The sequence below is a fragment of the Actinoplanes sp. NPDC049316 genome (assembly GCF_040677315.1).
Taxonomy (GTDB): Bacteria; Actinomycetota; Actinomycetes; order Mycobacteriales; family Micromonosporaceae; genus Actinoplanes.
This window is the reverse complement of sequence record NZ_JBFAQM010000024.1, coordinates 112802-134030: the sequence shown is the minus strand read 5'-3', so window position 1 is coordinate 134030 and position 21229 is coordinate 112802. Positions and strand designations below refer to the sequence as shown.

Genomic DNA, 21229 nt, shown 5'->3' with positions numbered 1-21229 from the left:
GTCCGGGTGCCGGCGGACGTACTCGCCGTCGGGCCGCATGTCCCACGCCGAGCAGTTGTCCTGCTCGTACGTGCGCAGGACCTCCTCCGGCTCCGGAGGTCACCCGGTAGGCGTCGAACACACCGTCCACCTTGCGTACGGCGGCGACGAGGTGGCCCAGGTGCTTCGGGTCGGCCATCTCGAACGTGAAGCGGCTGACCGCCACCCGGTCCCGGGTCGTCGTGACCGTGGCGGAGAGGATGTTCACCCGCTCCTCCGAGAGCACCCGGGTGACGTCGGCCAGCAGCTTGTGCCGGTCCAGCGCCTCCACCTGGATGGCGACCAGGAACGTCGACGCGGACGTCGGCTTCCAGCTCACCTCCACGACGCGCTCCTGCTGCGCACGCAGGTCCTCGGCGTTGGCGCAGTCCTCGCGGTGCACGCTCACCCCGCCCGAGCGGGTCACGAAGCCGAACACCGCGTCGCCGGGCACCGGGGTGCAGCAGCGGGCCAGCTTCACCCACACGTCGCTGACGTCCTTGACGACCACACCCGGGTCGTTCGCCGTGCTGCGGTTGCGCGGCGGCCGGGTGGCGACGGCGGTCTCGGCGATGTCCTCGACCGCGCCCTCCTCGCCACCGAAGCCGGCGACGAGCTTGGAGACCACCGACTGCGCGGAGACCGTGCTCTCGCCGACCGCCGCGTACAGCGACGACACGTCGGCCAGGTGCAGGTCGCGGGCGATCGTCGTGAGGTTCTCGCTGGTCAGCATGCGCTGCAGGGGCAGGCCCTGCTTGCGCATCGCCTTGACGATCGCCTCCTTGCCGATCTCGATCGCTTCCTCGCGGCGCTCCTTGTTGAAGTACTGCCGGATCTTCGTGCGCGCCCGCGGGCTCTTGACGAAGCCCAGCCAGTCCTGCGTCGGGCCGGCCGTCGCCGACTTCGAGGTGAAGATCTCGATGACGTCGCCGTTGGACAGCGTGGACTCCAGCGGCACCAGCTTGCCGTTGACCCGCGCGCCGATCGTCTTGTGGCCGACCTCGGTGTGCACCGCGTACGCGAAGTCCACCGGCGTGGAACCCGTCGGCAGCGGGATGACGTCGCCCTTCGGCGTGAAGACGTACACCTCCTGGCTGGACAGGTCGAAGCGCAGCGCGTCCAGGAACTCGCTGGGGTCGCTGGCCTCCCGCTGCCAGTCCAGCAGCTGGCGCAGCCACGTCATCTCGTCGATGTGCGCCGGCGGGCCGACGATCGTCGCGCCCTTCTGCTCCTTGTACTTCCAGTGCGCGGCGATGCCGAACTCCGCCGTACGGTGCATCGCGAAGGTCCGGATCTGCATCTCGACCGGCTTGCCGGTCGGGCCGATGACCGTCGTGTGCAACGACTGGTACATGTTGAACTTCGGCATCGCGATGTAGTCCTTGAACCGGCCCGGCACCGGCTGCCAGTTGGCGTGGATGACCCCCAGCGCCGCGTAGCAGTCCCGCACCGTGTCGACCAGGATGCGCACACCGACCAGGTCGTAGATGTCGTTGAAGTCGCGGCCCCGGACGATCATCTTCTGGTAGATCGAGTACAGGTGCTTGGGCCGGCCGGTGGTCTCCGCCTTGATCTTCGCCGACTTGAGGTCGAGCTGGACCCGGTTGGTCACCTGGCGCAGCAGCGCCTCCCGCTGCGGCTGGTGCTCCCCGATCAGCCGGTTGATCTCCTCGAACCGCTTCGGGAACAGCGTGCCGAACGCGAGATCCTCGAGCTCCCACTTGATCGTGTTCATACCGAGCCGGTGCGCCAGCGGAGCCAGGATCTCCAGCGTCTCCTTGGCCTTCTGCTCCTGCTTCGCGCGCGGCAGGAACGTCAGCGTCCGCATGTTGTGCAGCCGGTCGGCCAGCTTGATGACGAGCACCCGCGGGTCCTTGGCCATCGCCACGACCATCTTGCGGATCGTCTCGGCCTTCGCCGCGTCACCCAGCTTGACCCGGTCCAGCTTGGTGACGCCGTCGACCAGCAGCGCGACCTCGCCGCCGAAGTCGGCGCGCATCTGCTCCAGGCTGTAGTCGGTGTCCTCGATCGTGTCGTGCAGCAGCGCGGCCACCAGCGTGGTGGTGTCCATGCCGAGGTTCGCCAGGATCGTCGCGACGGCCAGCGGATGCGTGATGTACGGGTCCCCGGACTTGCGATACTGCCCCGAGTGCCAGCGCGCGGCGACGTCGAAGGCACGCTGCAGCGCCCGCCCGTCCGCCTTCGGGTGGCTGGCCCGGTGCGTGGCGATCAGCGGCTCCAGCACCTCGCTGACCTGGGTGCTCTGCCACGGCGCGTTGAAGCGCGCCAGCCGGGCCCGCACGCGGCGGCCGGTCGGCGCACTCGCGAGCCCGCCGAACGCGCTGGCCGGCTCCTCGCCGGGCGCCAGCGGCTGGGTCGCCTCGGGATCGGCGACCGAAGCCCCCGCGGCCGGAGCGCCCGGAACCGCGGCCGGGGTGCGCGTGACCGCGGCCCTCGCGGCCGGGCCGTTCGCCGCGGGCGACGCCGAACCGCCGGCGGGCGTCGCTGCAGGCTTCGCCGGCTTGACCTGGCTCGCCGGGGTGGCCGGCTTGGCGTGGGCCGCCGGGCCTGCCGGCTGGGACTGGGCTGTCGAGCCTGCCGGCTCGGAGTGCGCGGCCGGGCTCGCCGGCTTGGCCTGCGCGGCCGGGCTCGCCGGCTTGGCCTGCGCGGCCGGGCTCGCCGGCTTGGCCTGCGCGGCCGGGCTCGCCGGCTTGGCCTGCGCGGTGGAGGTCGCCGACTCGGAGTGCGTGGCCGAGCCGGCCTGCGATGCCGGACCCGCCTGCGTGGCCTGCGATGCCGGACCCGCCTGCGTGGCCTGCGATGCCGGACCCGCCTGCGTGGCCTGCGTGGCCTGCGTCGCCGGGCTCGCCGGCTTGGTCGAGTTCGTCGGCTTCGTCGGGGTAGCTACGTCAGGCGTCGCCGACGTCGCCGAGTCACTCGGCGGCGTGGAAGCCTGGGTCGCGTCGGTCGGCTGCACCGTGCCCTCCGTCGGAGGGGCGACGTCGCTGGACACCGGCCTCCTCACGTCGCTACTGCTCACCTGGTTGGAAACGCCATCCTACCCGCCCGGACTTCCCCGGTGGCCCGGCCCGGAGGCCGGAAACAGTGCCACCATCAGGGTGGAAAAGGATCAAACGGTCAGGAGCGCATGCACCGTACGGGGAGCCAGCCGCTCCCGCCCGCCCAGGAACCCCAGCTCCATCAGCACGGTCAGCCCCGCGACCGTCCCCCCGGCCTGCTCGACCAGCTCGACGGCCGCCGCGGCGGTGCCCCCGGTCGCGAGCACGTCGTCCAGCACGAGCACCCGATGACCGGCGACGAACGCGTCCCGGTGCACCTCGAGCGTCGCCTCGCCGTACTCGAGCGCGTACGACGCTGAGAACACGTCCCGCGGCAGCTTGCCGGCCTTGCGGACCGGGACGACACCCTTACCGGTCGCGTACGCGACAGCCGCCGCCAGCACGAACCCCCGAGCCTCCACCCCGGCCACCACGTCGAACGACTCCGGGCCGTGGAAGGAGACGATGCGGTCGATCACCGTACGGAAGACCTCACCGTCGGCGAACAGCGGCATCAGGTCCTTGAAGAGGATCCCCGGCTTCGGGAAGTCGGGCACGTCCACGATCCGGCTCGCGACCAGCGCGGCGACCTCGGGGCCGCTGTCCCCGCGTACCTCTGCAGCAGTATCCGTCACGCGGGACAGCCTAGGCCGTGCCCTCAGACGACGCGGCGCAGGCCAGCCCTCCAGCAGACCCGGCCGGGCCGGGCCGGCAGGCGGGCGGGCCCGGCAGGCGGGCGGGCCCCGCAGGCGGGTAGGGCGGGTGGGCCGGCCCTGAACACCCTGGAACGACGCGACGGCCCGCCACCGGGGAGGGTGGCGGGCCGTCGTCGGTCTCGGCGGTGCGGGGTCAGCGGCGCTTCTGGCCGCCGCTCGGCCGGTTGCCGGCGCCGCCGCTGCGGTTGTTGCCGCGCTTGCCGGCGGGCCGGGCGCCCGGGCGGGGCGTCGCGGACGGGGTGGAACCGGCGAGCGCCGGGACCTCGTCCGAGCCGGCCTTGGCGGCCGCGCCCGCGCGGGCGCCGCGCGCCACGTCGCCGGAGCGGGCCGACGAGCGGCGGGCCAGGACCCGGGCGTTGTGCGACTTGATCCGCGGTTCCTTGTCCTTGAGCGCGGACAGCATCGGCGCCGCGAACATGATCGAGGAGAGGACGCCGAGGCCCATGCCGACGAAGAGCACCAGGCCGAGGTCCTTCAGCGTGCCCGCGCCGAGCAGGCCGGCGCCGATGAAGAGCAGGCCGCCGACGGGCAGCAGCGCCACCAGACCGGTGTTGATCGAGCGCATCAGGGTCTGGTTGACCGCCAGGTTGGTCGCCTCGCTGTACGTCTGCGAGCTGCCCGCGGTGATGCCCCGCGTGTTCTCCTGGACCTTGTCGAACACGACGACCACGTCGTACAGCGAGAAGCCGAGGATCGTCAGGAAGCCGATCACCGTCGACGGGGTGACCTCGAAGCCGACCAGCGAGTACACACCCGCCGTGAGCACGAGGTCGAGGAGCAGCGACGACACCGCCGCGACCGCCATCCGCCATTCGAACCGGACGACCAGATAGCCGAGCACCAGCACCAGGAACACGCCGAGGCCGAGCAGCGCCTGCTGGGTGACCTGGCCGCCCCACGCCGCCGACACCCGGTTGTCGTTGATCTTCTCGGACGGCAGGCCGAGGTCCTTGGCGATGGCCTCCTTGACCGAGTTGGCCTCTTGCTGCGACAGCGCCGCGGTCCGCACCGAGTAGGTCCGGCTGTCGCCGCTGCCCACCTGCTGCGCCGCGGTGACGTTCGCCTCCTCGCCGACGCCGGCGCTGTTCACGGCCCTGACAACGGCGTTGCGTGCCGCGGTGGTGCTGCCCACCTCCGCCGGCATCTCGAACTGGGTGCCGCCGGAGAACTCGATGCCGAGGTGGAAGCCGCGGACGACGAAGCTGCCGATCGCGAGCAGGACGAGCGCCGCGGCGACCGCGAACCAGGTCTTGCGGCGGCCGACGATGTTGAGGTTGGCCTCGCCCCGATAGAGGCGTTCGCCCAGGCCCTTGGCCATGTCAGGCCTCCTTCTCGGTCGGGGTGCGCTGCAGGACGCGGCCGAGACCGCTGACCCGCGGCGACAGGAACGCCTTCGTGCTCGCGAGCAACGTCATGATCGGGTGGCGGAACAGGAACACCACGACGAGGTCGAGAACCGTGGACAGGCCCAGCGCGAACGCGAAGCCCCGCACGGCGCCGATCGACACGATGTAGAGCACCACGGCCGCCATGATGGTGATGGTGTTGGCGGAGATGATGGTACGCCGCGCCCGGACCCACGCCCGCGGTACGGCGCTACGCGCGCTGCGGCCCTCGTGGATCTCGTCCTTGAGGCGCTCGAAGTAGATGACGAACGAGTCCGCCGCGACACCGAGCGAGACGATGAAACCGGCGATGCCGGCCAGCGTCAGCGTGAACCCGGTCGTCCGGCCGAGCACCACGAGCGCGCCGAACGTCAGCAGACCGGACAGCAGCAGGCTCAGGAAGATGACCGAGCCGAGCAGCCGGTAGTAGAAGAAGGCGTAGATCGCGACCAGGCCCATGCCGATCGCGGCGGCGATCAGGCCCGCCTCCAGCTGCGCGAGACCCAGCGTCGCCGTCACGGTCTGGGTGGTGCCCGCCTCGAACGTGACCGGCAGCGCGCCGTACTTGATCTGGTCGGCGAGCTGCTTGGCCGAGGCCGAGCTGAACTGCCCGGTGATCTGCGACTGGCCGCTGAGCACGCCCTGGATCTCCGGCGCCGAGATGACTTCCTTGTCGAGCACGACGGCGACCAGGCAGTGCGTGGCCCCGGTCGACAGCGCCTGCGCGGCGGTGAGGCAGGTGTCGTTCGCGGCCGGCTGGAATGCCTCGCGGGTCAAAGCCGTCCACTTGGTCTGGCCCTCGCTCTTGAAGTCGAGCGAGACGACCCACTGGCCGGTCTGCTGGTCGAGCTGCGGCGACGCGGTGTCGATGTCCGTACCGACGACCTTGGCGACGTCGAGCAGCATCTTCGCGCCGCTCTGGCAGGCGACGACCTTGGACTTCACCTCGTCGATGGCCCCGGCGGGACGCTGGTCCAGCTGATCGCAGCTGATCGTCGGGACGTTGAACTGCATCTCCGGCGTCAGCGCGTTGACCTCGGCGCCGCTCAGCGTGCTGAAGGCCTTGAACTTCTGGCCCGCGGTCGGGTCGGACGACAGGTCGACCGGGTCGGTCAGCTTCTCCGCGGCCGCCCAGGCCGCCGCGCCGACCTTCTTCTCGATCGCGGCCCGCTGCTCCTGGACGCTCGCCGGGACCGGCTCCGGCTTGGCCGGCGCGGACGCGGCCGGCGTCGCCGGGGCCGACGGGGTGGCGCTCGGTGCGGGCGCACGCTCCCAGCCGCCCTGGCCGCCGGTGGAGGCGGACGGCGCGGCGCTGCCGGTCACGGCCGGGGCCTTCGCGCCGGCGGACGTGCTCGGCTTCGGCGCGGCGCTGCCACTCGGAGCCGCGCTGGGGGCGGCCGACGGCGGATTCACGGCCACGGCGGCGTTGTCGCCGGTCGCCTTGAGCACCTTGCGGAACCGCATCTGCGCGGCCTGGCCGACGTTCTTCAGCTGGTCGTTCGCCTCACCGGCGACGGAGACCACGATGTTGCGGTTGCCCTCGACGACGACCTCGGCCTCGGCGACGCCCAGCGCGTTGACCCGCTGATCGATGATCTTGCGGGACTCCTCCATGCTCTCCGGGCTGGGCGCCTGGCCGTTGGCCAGCGAGGCGACGTACGTCGCCTGGGTGCCGCCGACCAGGTCGAGGCCGAGCTTCGGGTGCAGCCGCTCCTCATAGCCCAGGCCCTTGGTGCCCGGACCCCAGAACACCAGCACGTACAGGATCACGAAGAGGAAACCGAGCACGGCGAGTTGCCGCCCGGGATGCGGTTGTCCCTGTGGTGGTCGTGCCACGACTGTCGATCTCCTCGTGCTGAGAGCCGCCGCGGGAGCGCGCGGCCGCGGGTGGGGATTGGGTGGAGCATGCGGCGCCGGACGTCCGTACGCGAGAAACCGGTCGAACCGCCCGGCGACGATTATTCACAACAAACGGGCCGCTCGGGTGCCCCGACCCGTGGCCCGTGCGCGATCCGCGCCCATGTGGCCGCCCGGCCGGCGGCCACATGGCGTGGGATCAGTCCTTGTTCTTCCGCGTCTCGACGATGGGGCTCTGGATCGGCTCCTCGGTCGCCGGGGCGGCCTCGACGGGCACCTCGTCGGCGACCGTCTCCTGCTTGAGCACACGAGCGATCGCGGGACGGGCGTACCGGGCGGTGACACCCGGAGAGATCTCCACCGTGACCACGTCGTCGTCGACCGCGACGACGGTGGCGTGCAGGCCGCCGATCGTGACGATGTCGTCGCCGGGGCCGAGCGCCGCCTGCATCGCCTGCGCCTCACGGCGCCGCTTCTGCTGCGGGCGGATCATCATGACGTACATGACGCCGAAGAGCAGGACGATCAGGAGGAGCGGCATGAAGCTGCTCCCGCCCTGCGCTTGAGCTGCTGAGAACACGAGGAAACCTTCCGTGGGGCCACCATCGCGACCCAGGGCACGCGGTGTGGCGACATATACATCCCGGTGGACGGCGGCGAGTCTAATCCCTGTACCTGGGAAGTCGCCGCGCGGCACACGTCACGTTCACATTACGGAGAGGAATCCGCATCCCGGGCGAACAAGTCCGGCTGGTGCGGCATCCCGGCCCGCCCCTCGGGCGGCGCCTTGCCCAGGTGCCGCCAACCGGCGTCAGTCGCCACCCGGCCCCGCGGCGTACGCGCCAGCAGCCCCGCCCGCACCAGGAACGGCTCGCACATCTCCTCCACGGTGTCGGACTGCTCCCCGACCGCCACCGCCAGCGTGGACAGGCCCACCGGCCCGCCCCGGAACGACTCGATCAACGCCCGCAGCACCGCCCGGTCCAGCCGGTCGAGCCCCAGCTGGTCGACGTCGTACACGGCCAGCGCCGCCTTCGCGGTCTCCTCGTCGACGATGCCGTTGCCCCGGACCTCGGCGTAGTCGCGTACGCGCCGCAGCAGCCGGTTCGCGATGCGCGGCGTCCCCCGGGACCGCCCGGCGATCTCCGCGGCCCCCTCGGCCGTGATCGGCACGCCGAGGATCCGCGCCGACCGGTTCAGCAGCGCGTCCAGATCCGCCGGAGAGTAGAAGTCGAGGTGCGCCACGAACCCGAACCGGTCCCGCATCGGCCCGGACAGCAATCCGGCCCGCGTGGTGGCGCCGACCAGCGTGAACGGCTCGACGTCGAGCGGGATCGCGGTGGCGCCGGGCCCCTTGCCCACGATCACGTCCACCCGGAAGTCCTCCATGGCGCTGTAGAGCAGCTCCTCGGCGGGCTTCGCGATCCGGTGGATCTCGTCGATGAACAACACGTCGCCGGGTCCCAGGCTGGTGAGGATCGCGGCCAGGTCGCCGGACCGCTCGATCACCGGCCCGCTGGTCGTCCGGATCCCCGTCCCCAGCTCCGCCGCCACGATGTTCGCCAGGGTCGTGTTGTGCACAACCAGGTCGTTGACCGTGAAGGTGTGATCGCCGGCAACCGTGAGGCAGCGGCACTCGTGCAGGCCGACGGGCTCGACGGAGACCACGCGGTCGGGGGCGAGTTGCTCGTCGAACCGGTCGCGGCGCGGCGCCCACTCGCGCAACCGCTCGCCGCGCGCGCCGATCGGACTGATCCGCTCGACGAACCGGGCCGCGTCGTCCTGGCTCGTGATGCTCAGTCGCCAGGACTCGTGCGCGCGTCCCTGGTAGCGGCCGCGCTTCAGCTTCAACCGCGACTGGATGCCGAGCCGAAGCAGAAGGTGCTGCGTGTCCTCCAGGAGGCCACGGGAGACGCTGTAGAACTCGATCACCACGTCGTAGCGGTCCCGGCCCCGGCGGCTGACGGTGCCGTCACAGGCGAAGTACGCCGCCAGGAACGCGCTGACCTGCCATGCATCTCCGCGGTACACGAACTCGGGCACGCGCTTCTGCCACGCCGTCTTGTCGATCAGCCCGGTCTCCCGCAGCCACGGCTTGAGATCGGACACCCGGATCAGGGAGCTGCGCGCAGAGTTGGGGCGGGTCGTGTGGCTGTAGCCCAGCCGGTCGCACGTGGCCCGGAAATCGTCGAGCACGGCCGGGTCTCCACCGGTGAAGGTGACCTGGTTGCTGACGCAGCCGTCTCCGATCAGGTAGCCCGCGAGCCGGAACTCGTCCGTAGTCTCGGTACCGTCGGCGATGATCTCGGGTTGCAGCACGTTGGCCACGACGTCGTCCGTGGTCAGGTCGCCCGCCTTGACCCAACCCTCAGTGGTCCAGAACGGATGGTCCGGCGCGGCCACGACCTCGCGTCCCGAGCCGGTGCGGAGCCGGACGCAGTCGAGCTCGCCCTGCTCGTGCACCGCCTGCACCTCGGCCGGCTCCCCGGTCCGGGTGATGACGAGGTCGCCGACCGCGATGTCGCCGAGGCGGCGGCGGGTGCCGTCGGCCAACAGGACGAGGGCGTCGATCGACACCGGCTTCCCAAGGCCGGGCGGCCCCGAGAGGAGGATGTGGTCCGGCGGCGTGCCGCGGCCCATCGCTCCTTTGAGGAGCAGTTCGAGCTGGTCGCGGACGCGGTGCTGGGCGATGAAGTCGGCGAGGCGGCGGGGGCGGACGCTGGCTTCCGCGTCCAGGTCCTCGTCCTCGGCGTACGGCGACACCAGGTCGTCGGTCATCGGGTGCGGCCCAGGAGGCGGATGGCCTGGCGGAGCAGGACCGGGACCGGGGGTGTCTCGCCGTCGACGGATTCGGCGACGGCCGCGACCGCCTGGTCGGCCTGCTGTGCGGACCAGCCGAGGGCGAGGATGCCCTGGCGGACCTGGTCCTGCCAGCCGCCGCTGAGCGCGCCGGCCACGCCGTCGGCGCCGGTGGAGACGGCGCCGATGCGGTCGCGGAGTTCGAGGACGAGGCGTTCGGCGCCCTTCTTGCCGATGCCGGGCACGCGGGTGAGCGCGGCGATGTCGCCGGCGGAGATGGCGCGGCGTACGGCTTCGGGCTGGTGAACGGCGAGGACCGCCTGGGCGAGGCGGGGGCCGACGCCGCTGGCTGTCTGGAGGAGTTCGAAGAGGTTCTTCTCGTCGTCGTCGGCGAAGCCGTACAGGGTGAGCGAGTCCTCGCGGACGACGAGGCTGGTGGCGAGCCGCGCCTCGGCGCCGGTGCGCAGGCCGGCGAGGGTGCCGGGGGCGCATTGGACGGCGAGGCCGACGCCGCCGACCTCGATGACGGCGCTGTCGGGTGCGACCGCGGCGACCACGCCGCGCACGCTGGCGATCATCGAGGACCTCCTGGGGTACGGCGGGCAGCGGGGCGCGGCGCCGCACGGCGGCCGGCGGTGGCGGCGCGGACGGCGGCGGCCTGCAGGCGGGCGCGGGTGCCGCCGCGCCAGATGTGGCAGATCGCGATGGCGAGGGCGTCGGCGGCGTCGGCGGGGCGGGGTGGCCCGTCGAGGTTGAGCAGCCGGGTGACCATGCTGGTGACCTGGGCTTTGCCGGCGGTGCCGGAGCCGGTGACGGCGGCTTTGACCTCGCTGGGGGTGTACGTCTCGACGGGCAGTCCCGCGCGGGCGCCGGCGAGGATGCCGATGCCGCTGGCCTGGGCCACGCCGGTGACGGTCTGGGTGTTGTGCTGGCTGAAGACGCGTTCGACGGCGACGCTGTCGGGGCGGTGCTCGGCGACGAGTTCGGCGAGGGACGTGTCGAGGTGCAGCAGCCGCATCGGCAGCTCGTCGTCGGGCTCGGTGTAGACCACGTAGTAGCCGATGAGCTTGCAGGGCCGGCCCGGTACGCCTTCGACGACGCCGACGCCGCAGCGGGTGAGTCCCGGGTCGATGCCGAGCACGCGCACCACGGACCTCCCCTGTCTCACGTACGTGTGTTCGACACCCTAGTACGCCGCGACGTGCCCGCTTCGAGCGACACACGACGGGTACGGGGATGGACGGTTGTGTTGTGACCGCCGCCACTCGACGATGGGGTGGGAGGACTTGCCGTGGCTTATCTGTTCCCGCCGATGGACGACGAGCCGCCACCGGACTTCATCGCGTTCGTGGCGGAGCGTCTCGCCGGGCTGCAACGGGAGGCGGCGCGCCTGGCCGGGGGTGCCCGGGATGCGGATGCGCTGGCCATGGATGTGCTCACGGATCTGGCGGTGCATTGGCGCCGGCTGCGCTGGGAGGGCTGGCTGCGCGGGCACGACGTGCTGGGCCCGTATCTGGCGCACCGGCTGGAGGTCCGGACGAAGCAGTGGCGCGAGGAGCAGATCTATCCGGTGGAGGTCACCGTGCTGCCGTCCTCGTCGGAGGCGGTGCTGGACTGGTATCGCCCGCCGCCGCCGCCGGCTGCGGGTGAGGCCGAGGATGCCGGGTCGCGTGCGGTCGCGGTGACGGTCGCGCAGCGTCTCGCGGATCTGCTGCCGACGACGGTACGCGACGAGGTCGGCGTGGTCGCCGAGGCGGAGATCGCGTGGGTGCACGCCTACCGGCGGTACGTCTGGTGGCGGTACACGCGGGCGGGCATCGGGGTCGTGCTGCTCTTCGGGTACCTGATCCATTTCATGTCGGCGGCCTCGAGCGTGGCGTGAACGACGAAGGCCGCCCGGATCAGGATCCGGGCGGCCGCGGCAGGCTTCGATCAGGCGTCGAGCGCCGCCATGATCTCGTCGCTGACGTCGAAGTTGGCGTAGATGTTCTGCACGTCGTCGCAATCCTCGAGCACGTCGATCAGCTTGAAGACCTTGCGGGCGGCCTCCTCGTCGACCGGGACGGTCATCGTGGGGACCAGCGAGGACTCGGCCGAGTCGTACTCGATGCCGGCGTCCTGCAGCGCCTTGCGGACGCCGACGAGGTCACCGGGCTCGCTGACCACCTCGAAGGAGTCGCCGAGGTCGTTGATCTCCTCGGCGCCGGCGTCGAGGACGGCGAGCATGAGGTCGTCCTCGGACAGGCCGCTCTTCGGGACGATGATCACGCCCTTGCGGTTGAACAGGTACGACACCGAGCCGGCGTCGGCGAACGTGCCGCCGTTGCGGGTCAGCGCGGTGCGCACCTCGGTGGCCGCGCGGTTGCGGTTGTCGGTGAGGCACTCGATGAGCATCGCGACGCCGTTGGGGCCGTACCCCTCGTACATGATGGTCTGCCAGTCGGCGCCGCCGGCCTCCAGGCCGGAGCCCCGCTTGACCGCGCGGTCGATGTTGTCGTTGGGGACCGAGCTCTTCTTGGCCTTCTGGATGGCGTCGTAGAGCGTGGGGTTACCGGCCGGGTCGCCACCGCCGACGCGCGCCGCCACCTCGACGTTCTTGATCAGCTTGGCGAACATCTTGCCGCGCTTGGCGTCGATGACGGCCTTCTTGTGCTTGGTGGTCGCCCACTTTGAGTGGCCGGACATACGTAACCTCCGTGTGTGCCTACCGTGCGTCTGCGGCCTGGCGGACCATCTCGACGAAGTACCGGTGAACGCGGAGGTCCCCGGTCAGCTCCGGGTGGAAAGCCGTGGCGAGCAGGTTCCCCTGCCGGACGGCGACAATCCTACCGGCGGCGGGCCCGTCGCTGACGCGGCCCAGCACCCGCACGTCGCCGCCGACCTCCTCGACCCACGGCGCGCGGATGAACACGGCGTGGAAATCGCCGCCCGGCACGTCGTCGATGTGCACGTCCGCTTCGAACGAGTCGACCTGGCGGCCGAACGCGTTGCGCCGGACCGTCATGTCGATGCCGGCGAAGGTCTCCTGGTCGGGGCGGCCGTCGAGGACCGTCGAGGCCAGCATGATCATGCCGGCGCAGGAGCCGTACCCGGGCATGCCCTCGGCGATGCGCTTGCGGATGGGCTCGAGCAGCCCGAACGTGTCGGCCAGCTTGCTCATGGTGGTGGACTCGCCGCCGGGGATCACCAGGGCGTCGACCTCGTCGAGCTCCTCGGGGCGGCGTACCGGCCGGGCGAGGGCGCCGCTCTCGGCGAGCGCGGCGAGGTGCTCGCGGACGTCGCCCTGCAGGGCGAGCACTCCGATGTTCATTCTGCCTCCGGACATGGCGCCGCGCCGGTCACCGACGACCGGCGCGGCAACTCGAATCGCTTTACCAGCCGCGCTCGGCGAGGCGGTGCGGCTGCGGGACGTCCTCGACGTTGATGCCGACCATGGCCTCGCCGAGGCCGCGGGAGACCTTGGCGATGACGTCGGGGTCGTCGTGGAAGGTGGTGGCCTTGACGATCGCGGCGGCGCGCTGAGCGGGGTTGCCGGACTTGAAGATGCCGGAGCCCACGAAGACGCCCTCGGCGCCGAGCTGCATCATCATGGCGGCGTCGGCGGGGGTGGCGATGCCGCCGGCGGTGAACATGACGACCGGCAGCTTGCCGGCCGCGGCGACCTCCTTGACCAGCTCGTACGGCGCCTGCAGCTCCTTGGCGGCGACGAAGAGCTCGTCCTCGGGCAGCGAGGTGAGCCGGCGGATCTCGGCGCGGATGGTGCGCATGTGGGTGGTGGCGTTGGAGACGTCACCGGTGCCGGCCTCGCCCTTGGAGCGGATCATCGCCGCGCCCTCGGTGATGCGGCGCAGGGCCTCGCCGAGGTTGGTGGCGCCGCAGACGAAGGGGACCGTGAAGGCCCACTTGTCGATGTGGTTGGCGTAGTCGGCCGGGGTGAGCACCTCGGACTCGTCGATGTAGTCGACGCCGAGCGACTGCAGCACCTGGGCCTCGACGAAGTGGCCGATGCGCGCCTTGGCCATCACGGGGATCGAGACGGCGTTGATGATGCCGTCGATCATGTCGGGGTCGCTCATCCGGGACACCCCGCCCTGGGCGCGGATGTCGGCGGGTACGCGCTCGAGGGCCATGACGGCGACGGCGCCGGCGTCCTCGGCGATCTTGGCCTGCTCCGGCGTGACCACGTCCATGATCACACCACCCTTGAGCATCTCGGCCATGCCGCGCTTCACGCGGGCGGTACCGGTGGTGGGCTGGCTGTCGGTCGCACTCTCGGACACGGCGGGTGGGCTCCTCACACAGATCGGGTTCGCGAGGAATTTTACGCGCCGGTGCAGGCCACTCCGATGGCCAATCGCACCCCCGGTGGCCTTCAGTCCTTGTGCGGGTGGCGGGTGGGGTGGTCGGACGGGGCCTGCTCGTGAACGGTCAGACCGCCGGGATGCCCGCCGTCGTGGTCTCCACCGGGCCGGCCGGGCGCGGCGCGACGGGCGCGGGGTCGGGCAGCGTCGGGTCGACGATGTCGAAGTAGCGGGGACGTTCGTACTGCCGGGCGAGGCGCAGCAGGCGCACCACCGGGCGGTGGCGGGCGGTGAGCGCGTCGCGGACGTGGTCGGTGTGCACCTGGCGGGCCAGGGCCACCCGCCGGCTCGTGGCCACGAGAGCGGTGGCTGCCGGGTCGGACGCGGCGAGCGAGGCGTCCTGCAGCTGGCGGGTCAGGTCGTTCTCGGCCGCCTCGCGCTCGTCGGGGGCGGCGTCGAGGGCGAGGCGGGCGGCCGCGTACAACTCGACGAAGTCGGTGCGTTCGGCGACGACCGCCGCGGCGGCCGCGCGGCGCAGCAGGTGCGCGTCGAGAGCCCGCGCCGCCGACTGCACGCGGACGTGCACCCGCTCGACGCGGTGCGCGGTCCAGGCCAGGTACGCCGCGAGCACTGAGATCACCGCGAGCGTCCCCACAAGCCACCACATGCCGGGCATCGTAGTGCTATCCGGTGTCGGAGAGTCACGTCCCGGGGCGTGGTTCGTCCCACTCCTCGTCGAAGACGCGCCCGTCGGTGGCCTCGATCGCTGTCGTGTACACCTCGACGACCCGTTTGGCGACGACCGGCCAGTCGAACGTCTCGACTACGGTGCGTGACGCCTCCGACAGCTGGGAGCGACGCCCGGGATCGTCGAGGAGTTCGCCGAGGAGGGTGGTCAGCGCGGCGGCGTCGCCGGTCGGGAACAGCGCCCCGGCCCGCCCGCCGTCCAGCACGCGGCGGAACGCGTCGAGGTCGCTGGCCGCGATCGCCGCGCCGGCCGCCATCGCCTCGGTGAGGATCATGCCGAACGACTCGCCGCCGGTGTTCGGGGCCACGTACACGTCGACGCTGCGCAGCATCCGGGCCTTGTCCGCCTCGCTGACCAGGCCGAGGAACTCCACACGGGGACGCAGGCCGGCGGGGATGCCGTCGTACAGCTCGTCGCGGTCGCCGGGGCCGGCCACCAGCAGGCGCAGGCCGGGCCGGTCGCGGGCCAGCGTGACGAACGCCGTACGCAGCAGCTCGAAGCCCTTGCGCGGCTCGGTGAAGCGGCCGAGGAAGCCGAGCGTGCCACCGTCGCCCGGCCAGCCCGGCAACGGCTCCGCCGTGGCGAACTTGGCCACCGCCACGCCGTTGGGGATCTCCACGGCGCCGCCGCCGAGGTGCTCCACCTGGACCTTGCGGGCCAGCTCGCTGACCGCGATCCGGGCGGTGATCTTCTCGACGACCAGCTGCAGCAGCCCCTGCGCGGCCGCGAGCGCCCGGGAGCGGATCATCGCGGTGTGGAACGTGGCGACCACCGGGCCGCGCGCCGACAGCACGGCCAGCATGGACAGGCTCAGCGTCATCGGCTCGTGCACGTGCAGCACGTCGAAGCGGCCGCGGGCCAGCCAGCGCCGGACCCGCGCGGTCGAGACCGGCCCGAACGCGATGCGGGCCACCGAGCCGTTGTACGGCAGCGGCAGCGCGCGCCCCGCGGACACCACGTACGGCGGCAGCGCGGCGTCCTCGTCGGCCGGGGCGAGCACGCTGACCTCGTGGCCGAGCCCGATGAGCGCCTCGGCGAGGTCGACGATGTGGTTCTGCACGCCGCCGGGCACGTCGAAGGAGTACGGCGAGACGATCCCGATCCGCACGCTGGCCCGCCCCCTCAGACCCGGGCGGCCGTGGTGAGCCACATCTTCTGCAGCATGTGCCAGTCCTGCGGGTGACGGGCGATGCCCTCCGCGAAGGCGTCCGCGAGCCGCTGGGTCGTCTGTTTGACCCGGGCGTCGAGCGCACCCTCGGTCGCCGGCTCGATGCGGCGGATGCTGCCGACCGTCTGCTTGCCGGTGAACCACAGGTCGACGGCGTAAAGCGGCGCGCCGGTGCGCAGCGCGAGCAGGGCGGGCCCGGGTGGCATCCGGGTGCGGCCGCCGAAGAACTCGACCTCGACGCCGCGGGCGGACAGGTCGCGGTCGGCGAGCAGGGCGACGGCCCAGCCCTCGGCCGCCCGTTCCGCGAGCACGTCCAGCGGCGGACGCTGGCTCCCGGTCAGCGGCACGACCTGCATGCCGAGCTTCTCGCGGTATGCCACGAACCGCTCGAACAGCCCCTCGGGCTTGAGCCGCTCGGCGACCGTGATGAGCCGGTGCCCGTGCGAGACGACCCAGGCGGCGGCCGCGTCCCAGTTGCCGGTGTGCGGCAGTGCCAGGATCGCGCCCTTGCCCTGGCCCATCACCTCGAGGAACTCGGCCTCGTCGACGAGGTGGAAGTCGCGCAGGAAGTCCTGCTTCGACTGCGACGGGAGCCGGAACGCCTCCATCCAGTAGCGGGCGTACGAGCGCAGCCCGGCCCGGACCAGCTCGTCCAGCTCGGCCTCGGTGGGCTGCGGCCCGACCACCTGGCGCAGGTTGCGGCGCAGCCGCTGGGTGCCGGGCCCGTTGCCGCGGGCCGCCCGGTCGGCGGCGGCGTTGAAGATCGCTCTCGCCGCGGGCAGGGGCAGCGTGCGGACCAGCCGCCACCCGGCGGCGTACCCGAGCTCGGTGAGCCGGTCCTTCACGGCAGATCACCGGCGGGCTGCACGGGCGCCGGCGGGGCGGCGTCGGGCCGGTCGGAGCGCGACGCGTGGATGAGCCGCTGGAAGACCGTGACGACCGACAGCACGGCGAGCACCCAGAGCGCCGCGGGCAGGCCCCAGTCCAGCCCGGCGGCGCCGAGCAGGCCGCCGGCCCCCACGATCAGCAGGCGTTCGAGGCGCTCGGCGATGCCCACGTCGGCGTTGAGCCCGAGGCTCTGGGCGCGGGCCTTCACGTACGAGACGACCTGGCCGCCGACCAGGCAGATGAGCGCCGCCCAGACCCCGTTGTACGGGTTGTGCTCAGTGGCGAGGTAGTAGACGACGGCGCCGAAGACAGCGCCGTCGGCGATGCGGTCCATCGACGAGTCGAGCAGGGCGCCGAAGTGCCCGGAACCGCCGCGCATGCGGGCCATCGTGCCGTCGAGCACGTCGGTGAGCGCGCAGGCGGTCACGATCACGGTGCCCCAGAAGAGCTCACCCCGGGCGCCGAAGGAGGCGCCGAAGAGCACACCGACGGTGCCCGCGACGGTGACCGCGTTCGGCGAGACACCGACGCGCAGGAGGAAGCGGGCGACCGGGTTGACGCCGTACGAGACGACGGCACGGGCGGTCACGTTGACGATCTTTGCCATGGCCGTCCCACCCTATCGGCGACCCGCGGCACGCCGGTACGGCCCCGGTCACGCGTCGCCGAATCGTCACCAGGGACTTCAGTCCCGCCACCGGATGACTACTGGGGGTTGCGTCGCCCGCGGCGGCGGGTGTCAGATCCAAGGACAACGAGGTGACACCCGTGTGACAACAGGCCGCCGTCGCCGCACCTGACGGGTCCGGGAGAATGGCCGCCGACCGGGCTGACAAGGGAGGTGCGTCCCGCAATGGCGCAGAAGACGCAGGACAACGCGGCAGGCCCGGTGGTGACCGAGCCCGGCAGAGTACGCAACGTGGTGCTGGTGGGCCACTCCGGGTCGGGGAAGACGACGCTGGCCGAGGCGCTGCTCGCGGCGACCGGCGCGATCCCCCGGTCCGGCACGGTGACCGAGGGCACCACGGTGTGCGATCACGATCCGGCCGCCGTACGCCAGCAGCGGTCCGTGGCTCTGGCCTGCGCGCCCCTCGTGCACCAGGGCGTCAAGATCAACCTCCTGGACACCCCCGGGTACGCGGACTTCGTCGGTGAGCTGCGCGCCGGGCTGCGTGCCGCCGACTTCGCGCTGTTCGTCGTCTCGGCCGTGGACGGCGTGGACGACGCGACCACCGCGCTGTGGGAGGAGTGCGCCGCCGTCGGCATGCCCCGCGCGGTCGCGATCACCCGCCTCGACCACCCCCGCGCCGACTACGAGCAGACGCTGCAGGACTGCCAGGACGCGTTCGGCGAGAACGTCATGCCGATCTACCAGCCGATGCTGGGCGACGACGGCGTCTCGATCGCCGGCCTGATCGGACTGGTCACGTTGCGCGTGCTGGACTACTCCGGCGGCTACCCGCCGCGCAGCGCCGAGGCCGAGCCCGAACACCTCAACCCCATCCAGGAGGACCGCAACCAGCTCATCGAGGGGATCATCGCCGAGAGCGAGGACGAGACCCTGATGGACCGCTACCTCGCCGGCGAGCTGATCAGCACCGACACGCTCGTGCCCGACCTGGAGAAAGCGGTCGCCCGCGGCAACTTCTACCCCGTCATCCCGGTCTGCGCCGGCACCGGCATCGGGCTGGACGCCCTGCTCGACGGCCTGGTCAACGGCGCGCCCTCGCCGCTGGAGCACGACCTGCCCGTGGTCACCGGCGTCGACGGCAGCCCGCGGCCGCCGCTGACCTGCGACCCCGACGGCCCGCTGGTCGCCGAGGTGGTCAAGACGACGATCGACCGGCACGTCGGCCGGGTCTCGCTGGTCCGGGTCTTCTCCGGCACCCTGCGCCCGGAGACCGCCGTGCACGTCTCGGGCCACGGCCTGACCGAGCGCGGCCACCCCGACCACGACGCCGACGAGCGCATCGCGCACATCTACTCCCCGCTCGGCGCGCAGCTGCGCGAGGTGTCCGCCTGCATCGCCGGCGACATCTGCGCGATCACCAAGTCGGGCAGCGCGGAGACCGGCGACACGATCTCCGGCAAGGACCAGCCGCTGCTGATGGAGCCGTGGTCCATGCCCGAGCCGCTGCTGCCGATCGCGGTGGTCGCCAAGTCCCGCTCCGACGAGGACGCGCTGGCCAAGAACCTCGCCCGGCTCGTCGCGGGCGACCCGACGATGCGGCTGGAGCGCAACCCCGAGACCCACCAGCTGGTGCTGTGGTGCATGGGCGAGTCGCACGCCGACGTCGTGCTGGACCGGCTCCGCGCGGGCGGCGTCGAGCTGGACACCGAGCCGGTGAAGGTGTCGCTGCGCGAGACGTTCGGCACGGCCGCGAAGGGTCACGGCCGGCACGTCAAGCAGTCCGGCGGGCACGGGCAGTACGCCGTCTGCGACATCGAGGTCGAGCCGCTGCCGCGCGGCTCGGGCTTCGAGTTCGTGGACAAGGTGGTCGGCGGGGCGGTGCCGCACAACTACATCCCGTCGGTGGAGAAGGGCGTACGCGCCCAGCTCGAGCGGGGCCTCGTCGCCGGTTATCCGGTCGTCGACCTGCGCGTCACGCTGGTGGACGGCAAGGCGCACAGCGTCGACTCCTCCGACGCCGCGTTCCAGACCGCCGGGGCGCTGGCCCTGCGCGAGGCCGCCGAGCAGGGTCAGCTCACGCTGCTCGAGCCGGTCGACGAGGTCGTCGTCCGGGTGCCCGAGACGTACGTCGGCGCGGTGATGAGCGACCTGTCCGGCCGCCGCGGCCGCCCGATGGGCACCGAGGGCGACGGCGGCTCCAGCCTCGTCCGCGCCGAGGTGCCGGCGACCGAGCTGGTCCGCTACGCCGTGGAGCTGCGTGCGCTCACCTCGGGCGCGGGCACGTTCACCCGCACGTACGCCCGGCACGAACCGATGCCGGCCCACCTGGCCGAGGCGATCCGCAAGGAGCACGCCGCGGCGAGGTGAGTCAGCGGACGGCCGCCGCCATCGGGTACGCAGGCAGCTCGATGGCGGTCGCCGCCAGGTGCACCGGCCGGGTCACCTGCTCGATGATCTGCCGCTTCCACGGGTTGAACCGCAGGGTGCGCATCGCGTGGTGGATCAGCGCGACCTTGAGCCGCCCGCCGGGCACCATGTCGCCGGCCATCTTGCGGCCCAGCTCCTGGTTGCGGGCGACGTACGGCCGCAGCACCGCCTCGTAGCGGGCGAACGCCGCCGCGTGCCCGTCCCCCTTCGCCAGCTCCCCGGCCAGCACGTACGCCCCCACCAGCGCGAGGCTCGTGCCCTGCCCGGACGACGGCGACGGGCAGTACGCGGCGTCACCGAGCAGCACGACCCGGCCCGCCGACCAGCGCGGCAGCTCCACCTGGCTCAGCGAGTCGAAGTAGAGGTCCGGAACCGCGTCGAGGTGCTCCAGGAACGACGGCACCTGCCAGCCCGAGCCGGCGAAGCGCTCGCGCAGCACCTGCCGGCCGTCCACGCCGCGCGGCAGCTCGGGCGAGGCGAAGACGAGCCCCACCTTGGCCGGCTGCCCGGCGCCGGTGCTGTACGCGAAGACCATCCGTCCCGGCGCCACGTGGAAGATCTCCTCGCGGTCCAGGCCGAGGTCGCCGGCGAGGTCGAAGATCGAGATGTACGCGCCCAGATGCCGCAGCGGCACCTCCCCCACGGCCAGGCGCCGGGTCGCCGAGTGCAGCCCGTCCGCCGCCACGACCAGGTCGAAGCGCCGGGTGCCGCCGCCGGCGAAGGTGACCGCCACGCCGTCGGCCCGCTCCTCGAGCCCGGCGATCGAGTCGCCGAAGACGTACTCCACGGCGCCGGCGGTGGCCGCGTACAGGATCCGGGTGAGGTCCGTCCGCATGATCTCGCGGTCGTCGCCGCGGCGGCCCATCAGCAGGCCGGCGTCGAGGGTGGCGACGGGCCGGCCGTCCGGCCGCACGTAGGTGACGGTGCGCATGGCGGTGTCCGCGGCCAGTACGGCCTCGAAGAGGCCGAGGCGCTTGAGCACCTCGACGGCCGCGCCCCGGATGTCCACCTTGTAGCCGCCGTCGCGCGGGGCCGGGGCCCGCTCGACGACCGTGACCCGGAAACCGTGCCGGTGCAGGGCCAGGGCCAGGGCGGGGCCGGCCACGCCGGCGCCCGAGATCAGAACCTCACGCTCGCTCATGCCGCTACTATACAAACGTCTTATACGTTTGTATAGAGAGCCTTCAGTCGGTTTGCGGGCGGCGGCGGGGTGGTCGGACGGGACCTAGGAT

The 21229-nt window shown here is 72.1% G+C and carries 16 protein-coding genes and 4 pseudogenes; 2 read left to right on the top strand and 18 right to left on the bottom strand.

Annotation, left to right across the window (positions count from 1 at the left end):
* Nucleotides 1-88: 88 nt before the first annotated feature.
* The 10 genes and pseudogenes from AB0K03_RS29780 to ruvC form a co-directional block, all read right to left on the bottom strand.
* Nucleotides 89-2347 (bottom strand): annotated as a pseudogene (locus AB0K03_RS29780) (bifunctional (p)ppGpp synthetase/guanosine-3',5'-bis(diphosphate) 3'-pyrophosphohydrolase); the annotation flags it as partial.
* Nucleotides 2348-3148: 801 nt separating this feature from the next.
* Nucleotides 3149-3712: an adenine phosphoribosyltransferase gene (locus AB0K03_RS29775; protein WP_364691382.1), complete on the bottom strand. Its 564-nt coding sequence runs from the start codon at nt 3710-3712 to the stop codon at nt 3149-3151.
* A gap of 214 nt (nt 3713-3926) precedes the next feature.
* A complete protein-coding gene (gene secF / locus AB0K03_RS29770) occupies nt 3927-5111 on the bottom strand; it encodes a protein translocase subunit SecF (RefSeq protein WP_364691379.1) in 1185 nt (394 codons plus the stop codon).
* A 1-nt stretch (nt 5112) separates the two neighbouring features.
* Entirely contained in the window at nt 5113-7014 is a 1902-nt protein-coding gene (secD, locus tag AB0K03_RS29765) for a protein translocase subunit SecD (RefSeq protein ID WP_364691376.1), read from the bottom strand.
* Between the two features lie 220 nt (nt 7015-7234).
* Nucleotides 7235-7576: a preprotein translocase subunit YajC gene (gene yajC / locus AB0K03_RS29760; RefSeq protein WP_364691373.1), complete on the bottom strand. Its 342-nt coding sequence runs from the start codon at nt 7574-7576 to the stop codon at nt 7235-7237.
* 170 nt (nt 7577-7746) lie between these two features.
* Nucleotides 7747-8730, bottom strand: a pseudogene (ruvB, locus tag AB0K03_RS29755) (Holliday junction branch migration DNA helicase RuvB); the annotation flags it as partial.
* Between the two features lie 69 nt (nt 8731-8799).
* A pseudogene (locus AB0K03_RS29750) lies at nt 8800-9438 on the bottom strand (LAGLIDADG family homing endonuclease); the annotation flags it as partial.
* 177 nt (nt 9439-9615) lie between these two features.
* Nucleotides 9616-9813 (bottom strand): annotated as a pseudogene (locus AB0K03_RS29745) (Holliday junction branch migration DNA helicase RuvB); the annotation flags it as partial.
* Nucleotides 9810-10412 (bottom strand): Holliday junction branch migration protein RuvA, encoded by a 603-nt coding sequence (gene ruvA / locus AB0K03_RS29740; RefSeq protein WP_364691370.1) that lies wholly within the window; start codon nt 10410-10412, stop codon nt 9810-9812. The pseudogene AB0K03_RS29745 and the gene ruvA, both read right to left, overlap by 4 nt.
* Nucleotides 10409-10981: a crossover junction endodeoxyribonuclease RuvC gene (gene ruvC / locus AB0K03_RS29735; protein ID WP_364691414.1), complete on the bottom strand. Its 573-nt coding sequence runs from the start codon at nt 10979-10981 to the stop codon at nt 10409-10411. The genes ruvA and ruvC overlap by 4 nt, the downstream gene beginning before the upstream one ends.
* A gap of 144 nt (nt 10982-11125) precedes the next feature.
* Here ruvC and AB0K03_RS29730 point away from each other — a divergent pair, with 144 nt between their 5' ends.
* Complete coding sequence (locus AB0K03_RS29730; protein ID WP_364691367.1) at nt 11126-11716, top strand: hypothetical protein; 591 nt, start codon at nt 11126-11128, stop codon at nt 11714-11716.
* A gap of 50 nt (nt 11717-11766) precedes the next feature.
* Here AB0K03_RS29730 and AB0K03_RS29725 read toward each other — a convergent pair whose 3' ends face one another.
* From AB0K03_RS29725 to pgsA, 7 genes are all read right to left on the bottom strand, one after another.
* Entirely contained in the window at nt 11767-12519 is a 753-nt protein-coding gene (locus AB0K03_RS29725; RefSeq protein WP_364691364.1) for a YebC/PmpR family DNA-binding transcriptional regulator, read from the bottom strand.
* A 19-nt stretch (nt 12520-12538) separates the two neighbouring features.
* Entirely contained in the window at nt 12539-13144 is a 606-nt protein-coding gene (pdxT, locus tag AB0K03_RS29720; protein WP_364691361.1) for a pyridoxal 5'-phosphate synthase glutaminase subunit PdxT, read from the bottom strand.
* A gap of 61 nt (nt 13145-13205) precedes the next feature.
* The gene (gene pdxS / locus AB0K03_RS29715; RefSeq protein ID WP_364691358.1) at nt 13206-14114 is read right to left on the bottom strand and encodes a pyridoxal 5'-phosphate synthase lyase subunit PdxS; all 909 of its coding nucleotides are present in this window, start codon (nt 14112-14114) and stop codon (nt 13206-13208) included.
* A gap of 148 nt (nt 14115-14262) precedes the next feature.
* Nucleotides 14263-14811, bottom strand: coding sequence for a hypothetical protein (locus tag AB0K03_RS29710; protein WP_364691355.1), 549 nt, complete (start codon nt 14809-14811; stop codon nt 14263-14265).
* 25 nt (nt 14812-14836) lie between these two features.
* Nucleotides 14837-15991 carry a glycosyltransferase family 4 protein gene (locus AB0K03_RS29705; RefSeq protein ID WP_364691352.1) on the bottom strand — a complete coding sequence of 385 codons (1155 nt, stop codon included), beginning with the start codon at nt 15989-15991 and terminating at the stop codon, nt 14837-14839.
* Between the two features lie 14 nt (nt 15992-16005).
* Nucleotides 16006-16896: a phosphatidylinositol mannoside acyltransferase gene (locus AB0K03_RS29700; protein WP_364691350.1), complete on the bottom strand. Its 891-nt coding sequence runs from the start codon at nt 16894-16896 to the stop codon at nt 16006-16008.
* A complete protein-coding gene (pgsA, locus tag AB0K03_RS29695) occupies nt 16893-17546 on the bottom strand; it encodes a phosphatidylinositol phosphate synthase (protein ID WP_364691347.1) in 654 nt (217 codons plus the stop codon). The genes AB0K03_RS29700 and pgsA overlap by 4 nt, the downstream gene beginning before the upstream one ends.
* Nucleotides 17547-17792: 246 nt before the next feature.
* Between pgsA and AB0K03_RS29690 the strand changes: the two genes are divergently transcribed.
* Nucleotides 17793-19937 (top strand): elongation factor G-like protein EF-G2, encoded by a 2145-nt coding sequence (locus AB0K03_RS29690; RefSeq protein ID WP_364691344.1) that lies wholly within the window; start codon nt 17793-17795, stop codon nt 19935-19937.
* Nucleotide 19938: 1 nt separating this feature from the next.
* On the opposite strand, the gene AB0K03_RS29685 is transcribed toward AB0K03_RS29690, so the two are convergent.
* Nucleotides 19939-21138: an FAD-dependent monooxygenase gene (locus AB0K03_RS29685; RefSeq protein WP_364691341.1), complete on the bottom strand. Its 1200-nt coding sequence runs from the start codon at nt 21136-21138 to the stop codon at nt 19939-19941.
* Nucleotides 21139-21229 lie beyond the last annotated feature (91 nt).

Bases quoted from the DNA above. Each gene is read 5' to 3' on its own strand.
- pgsA (WP_364691347.1), bottom strand. From the start codon at position 17,546: ATGGCAAAGATCGTCAACGTGACCGCCCGTGCCGTCGTCTCGTACGGC.
- AB0K03_RS29690 (WP_364691344.1), top strand. From the start codon at position 17,793: ATGGCGCAGAAGACGCAGGACAACGCGGCAGGCCCGGTGGTGACCGAG.
- AB0K03_RS29710 (WP_364691355.1), bottom strand. From the start codon at position 14,811: ATGCCCGGCATGTGGTGGCTTGTGGGGACGCTCGCGGTGATCTCAGTG.
- AB0K03_RS29685 (WP_364691341.1), bottom strand. From the start codon at position 21,138: ATGAGCGAGCGTGAGGTTCTGATCTCGGGCGCCGGCGTGGCCGGCCCC.
- ruvA (WP_364691370.1), bottom strand. From the start codon at position 10,412: ATGATCGCCAGCGTGCGCGGCGTGGTCGCCGCGGTCGCACCCGACAGC.
- secF (WP_364691379.1), bottom strand. From the start codon at position 5,111: ATGGCCAAGGGCCTGGGCGAACGCCTCTATCGGGGCGAGGCCAACCTC.
- pdxT (WP_364691361.1), bottom strand. From the start codon at position 13,144: ATGAACATCGGAGTGCTCGCCCTGCAGGGCGACGTCCGCGAGCACCTC.
- yajC (WP_364691373.1), bottom strand. From the start codon at position 7,576: ATGCCGCTCCTCCTGATCGTCCTGCTCTTCGGCGTCATGTACGTCATG.
- AB0K03_RS29725 (WP_364691364.1), bottom strand. From the start codon at position 12,519: ATGTCCGGCCACTCAAAGTGGGCGACCACCAAGCACAAGAAGGCCGTC.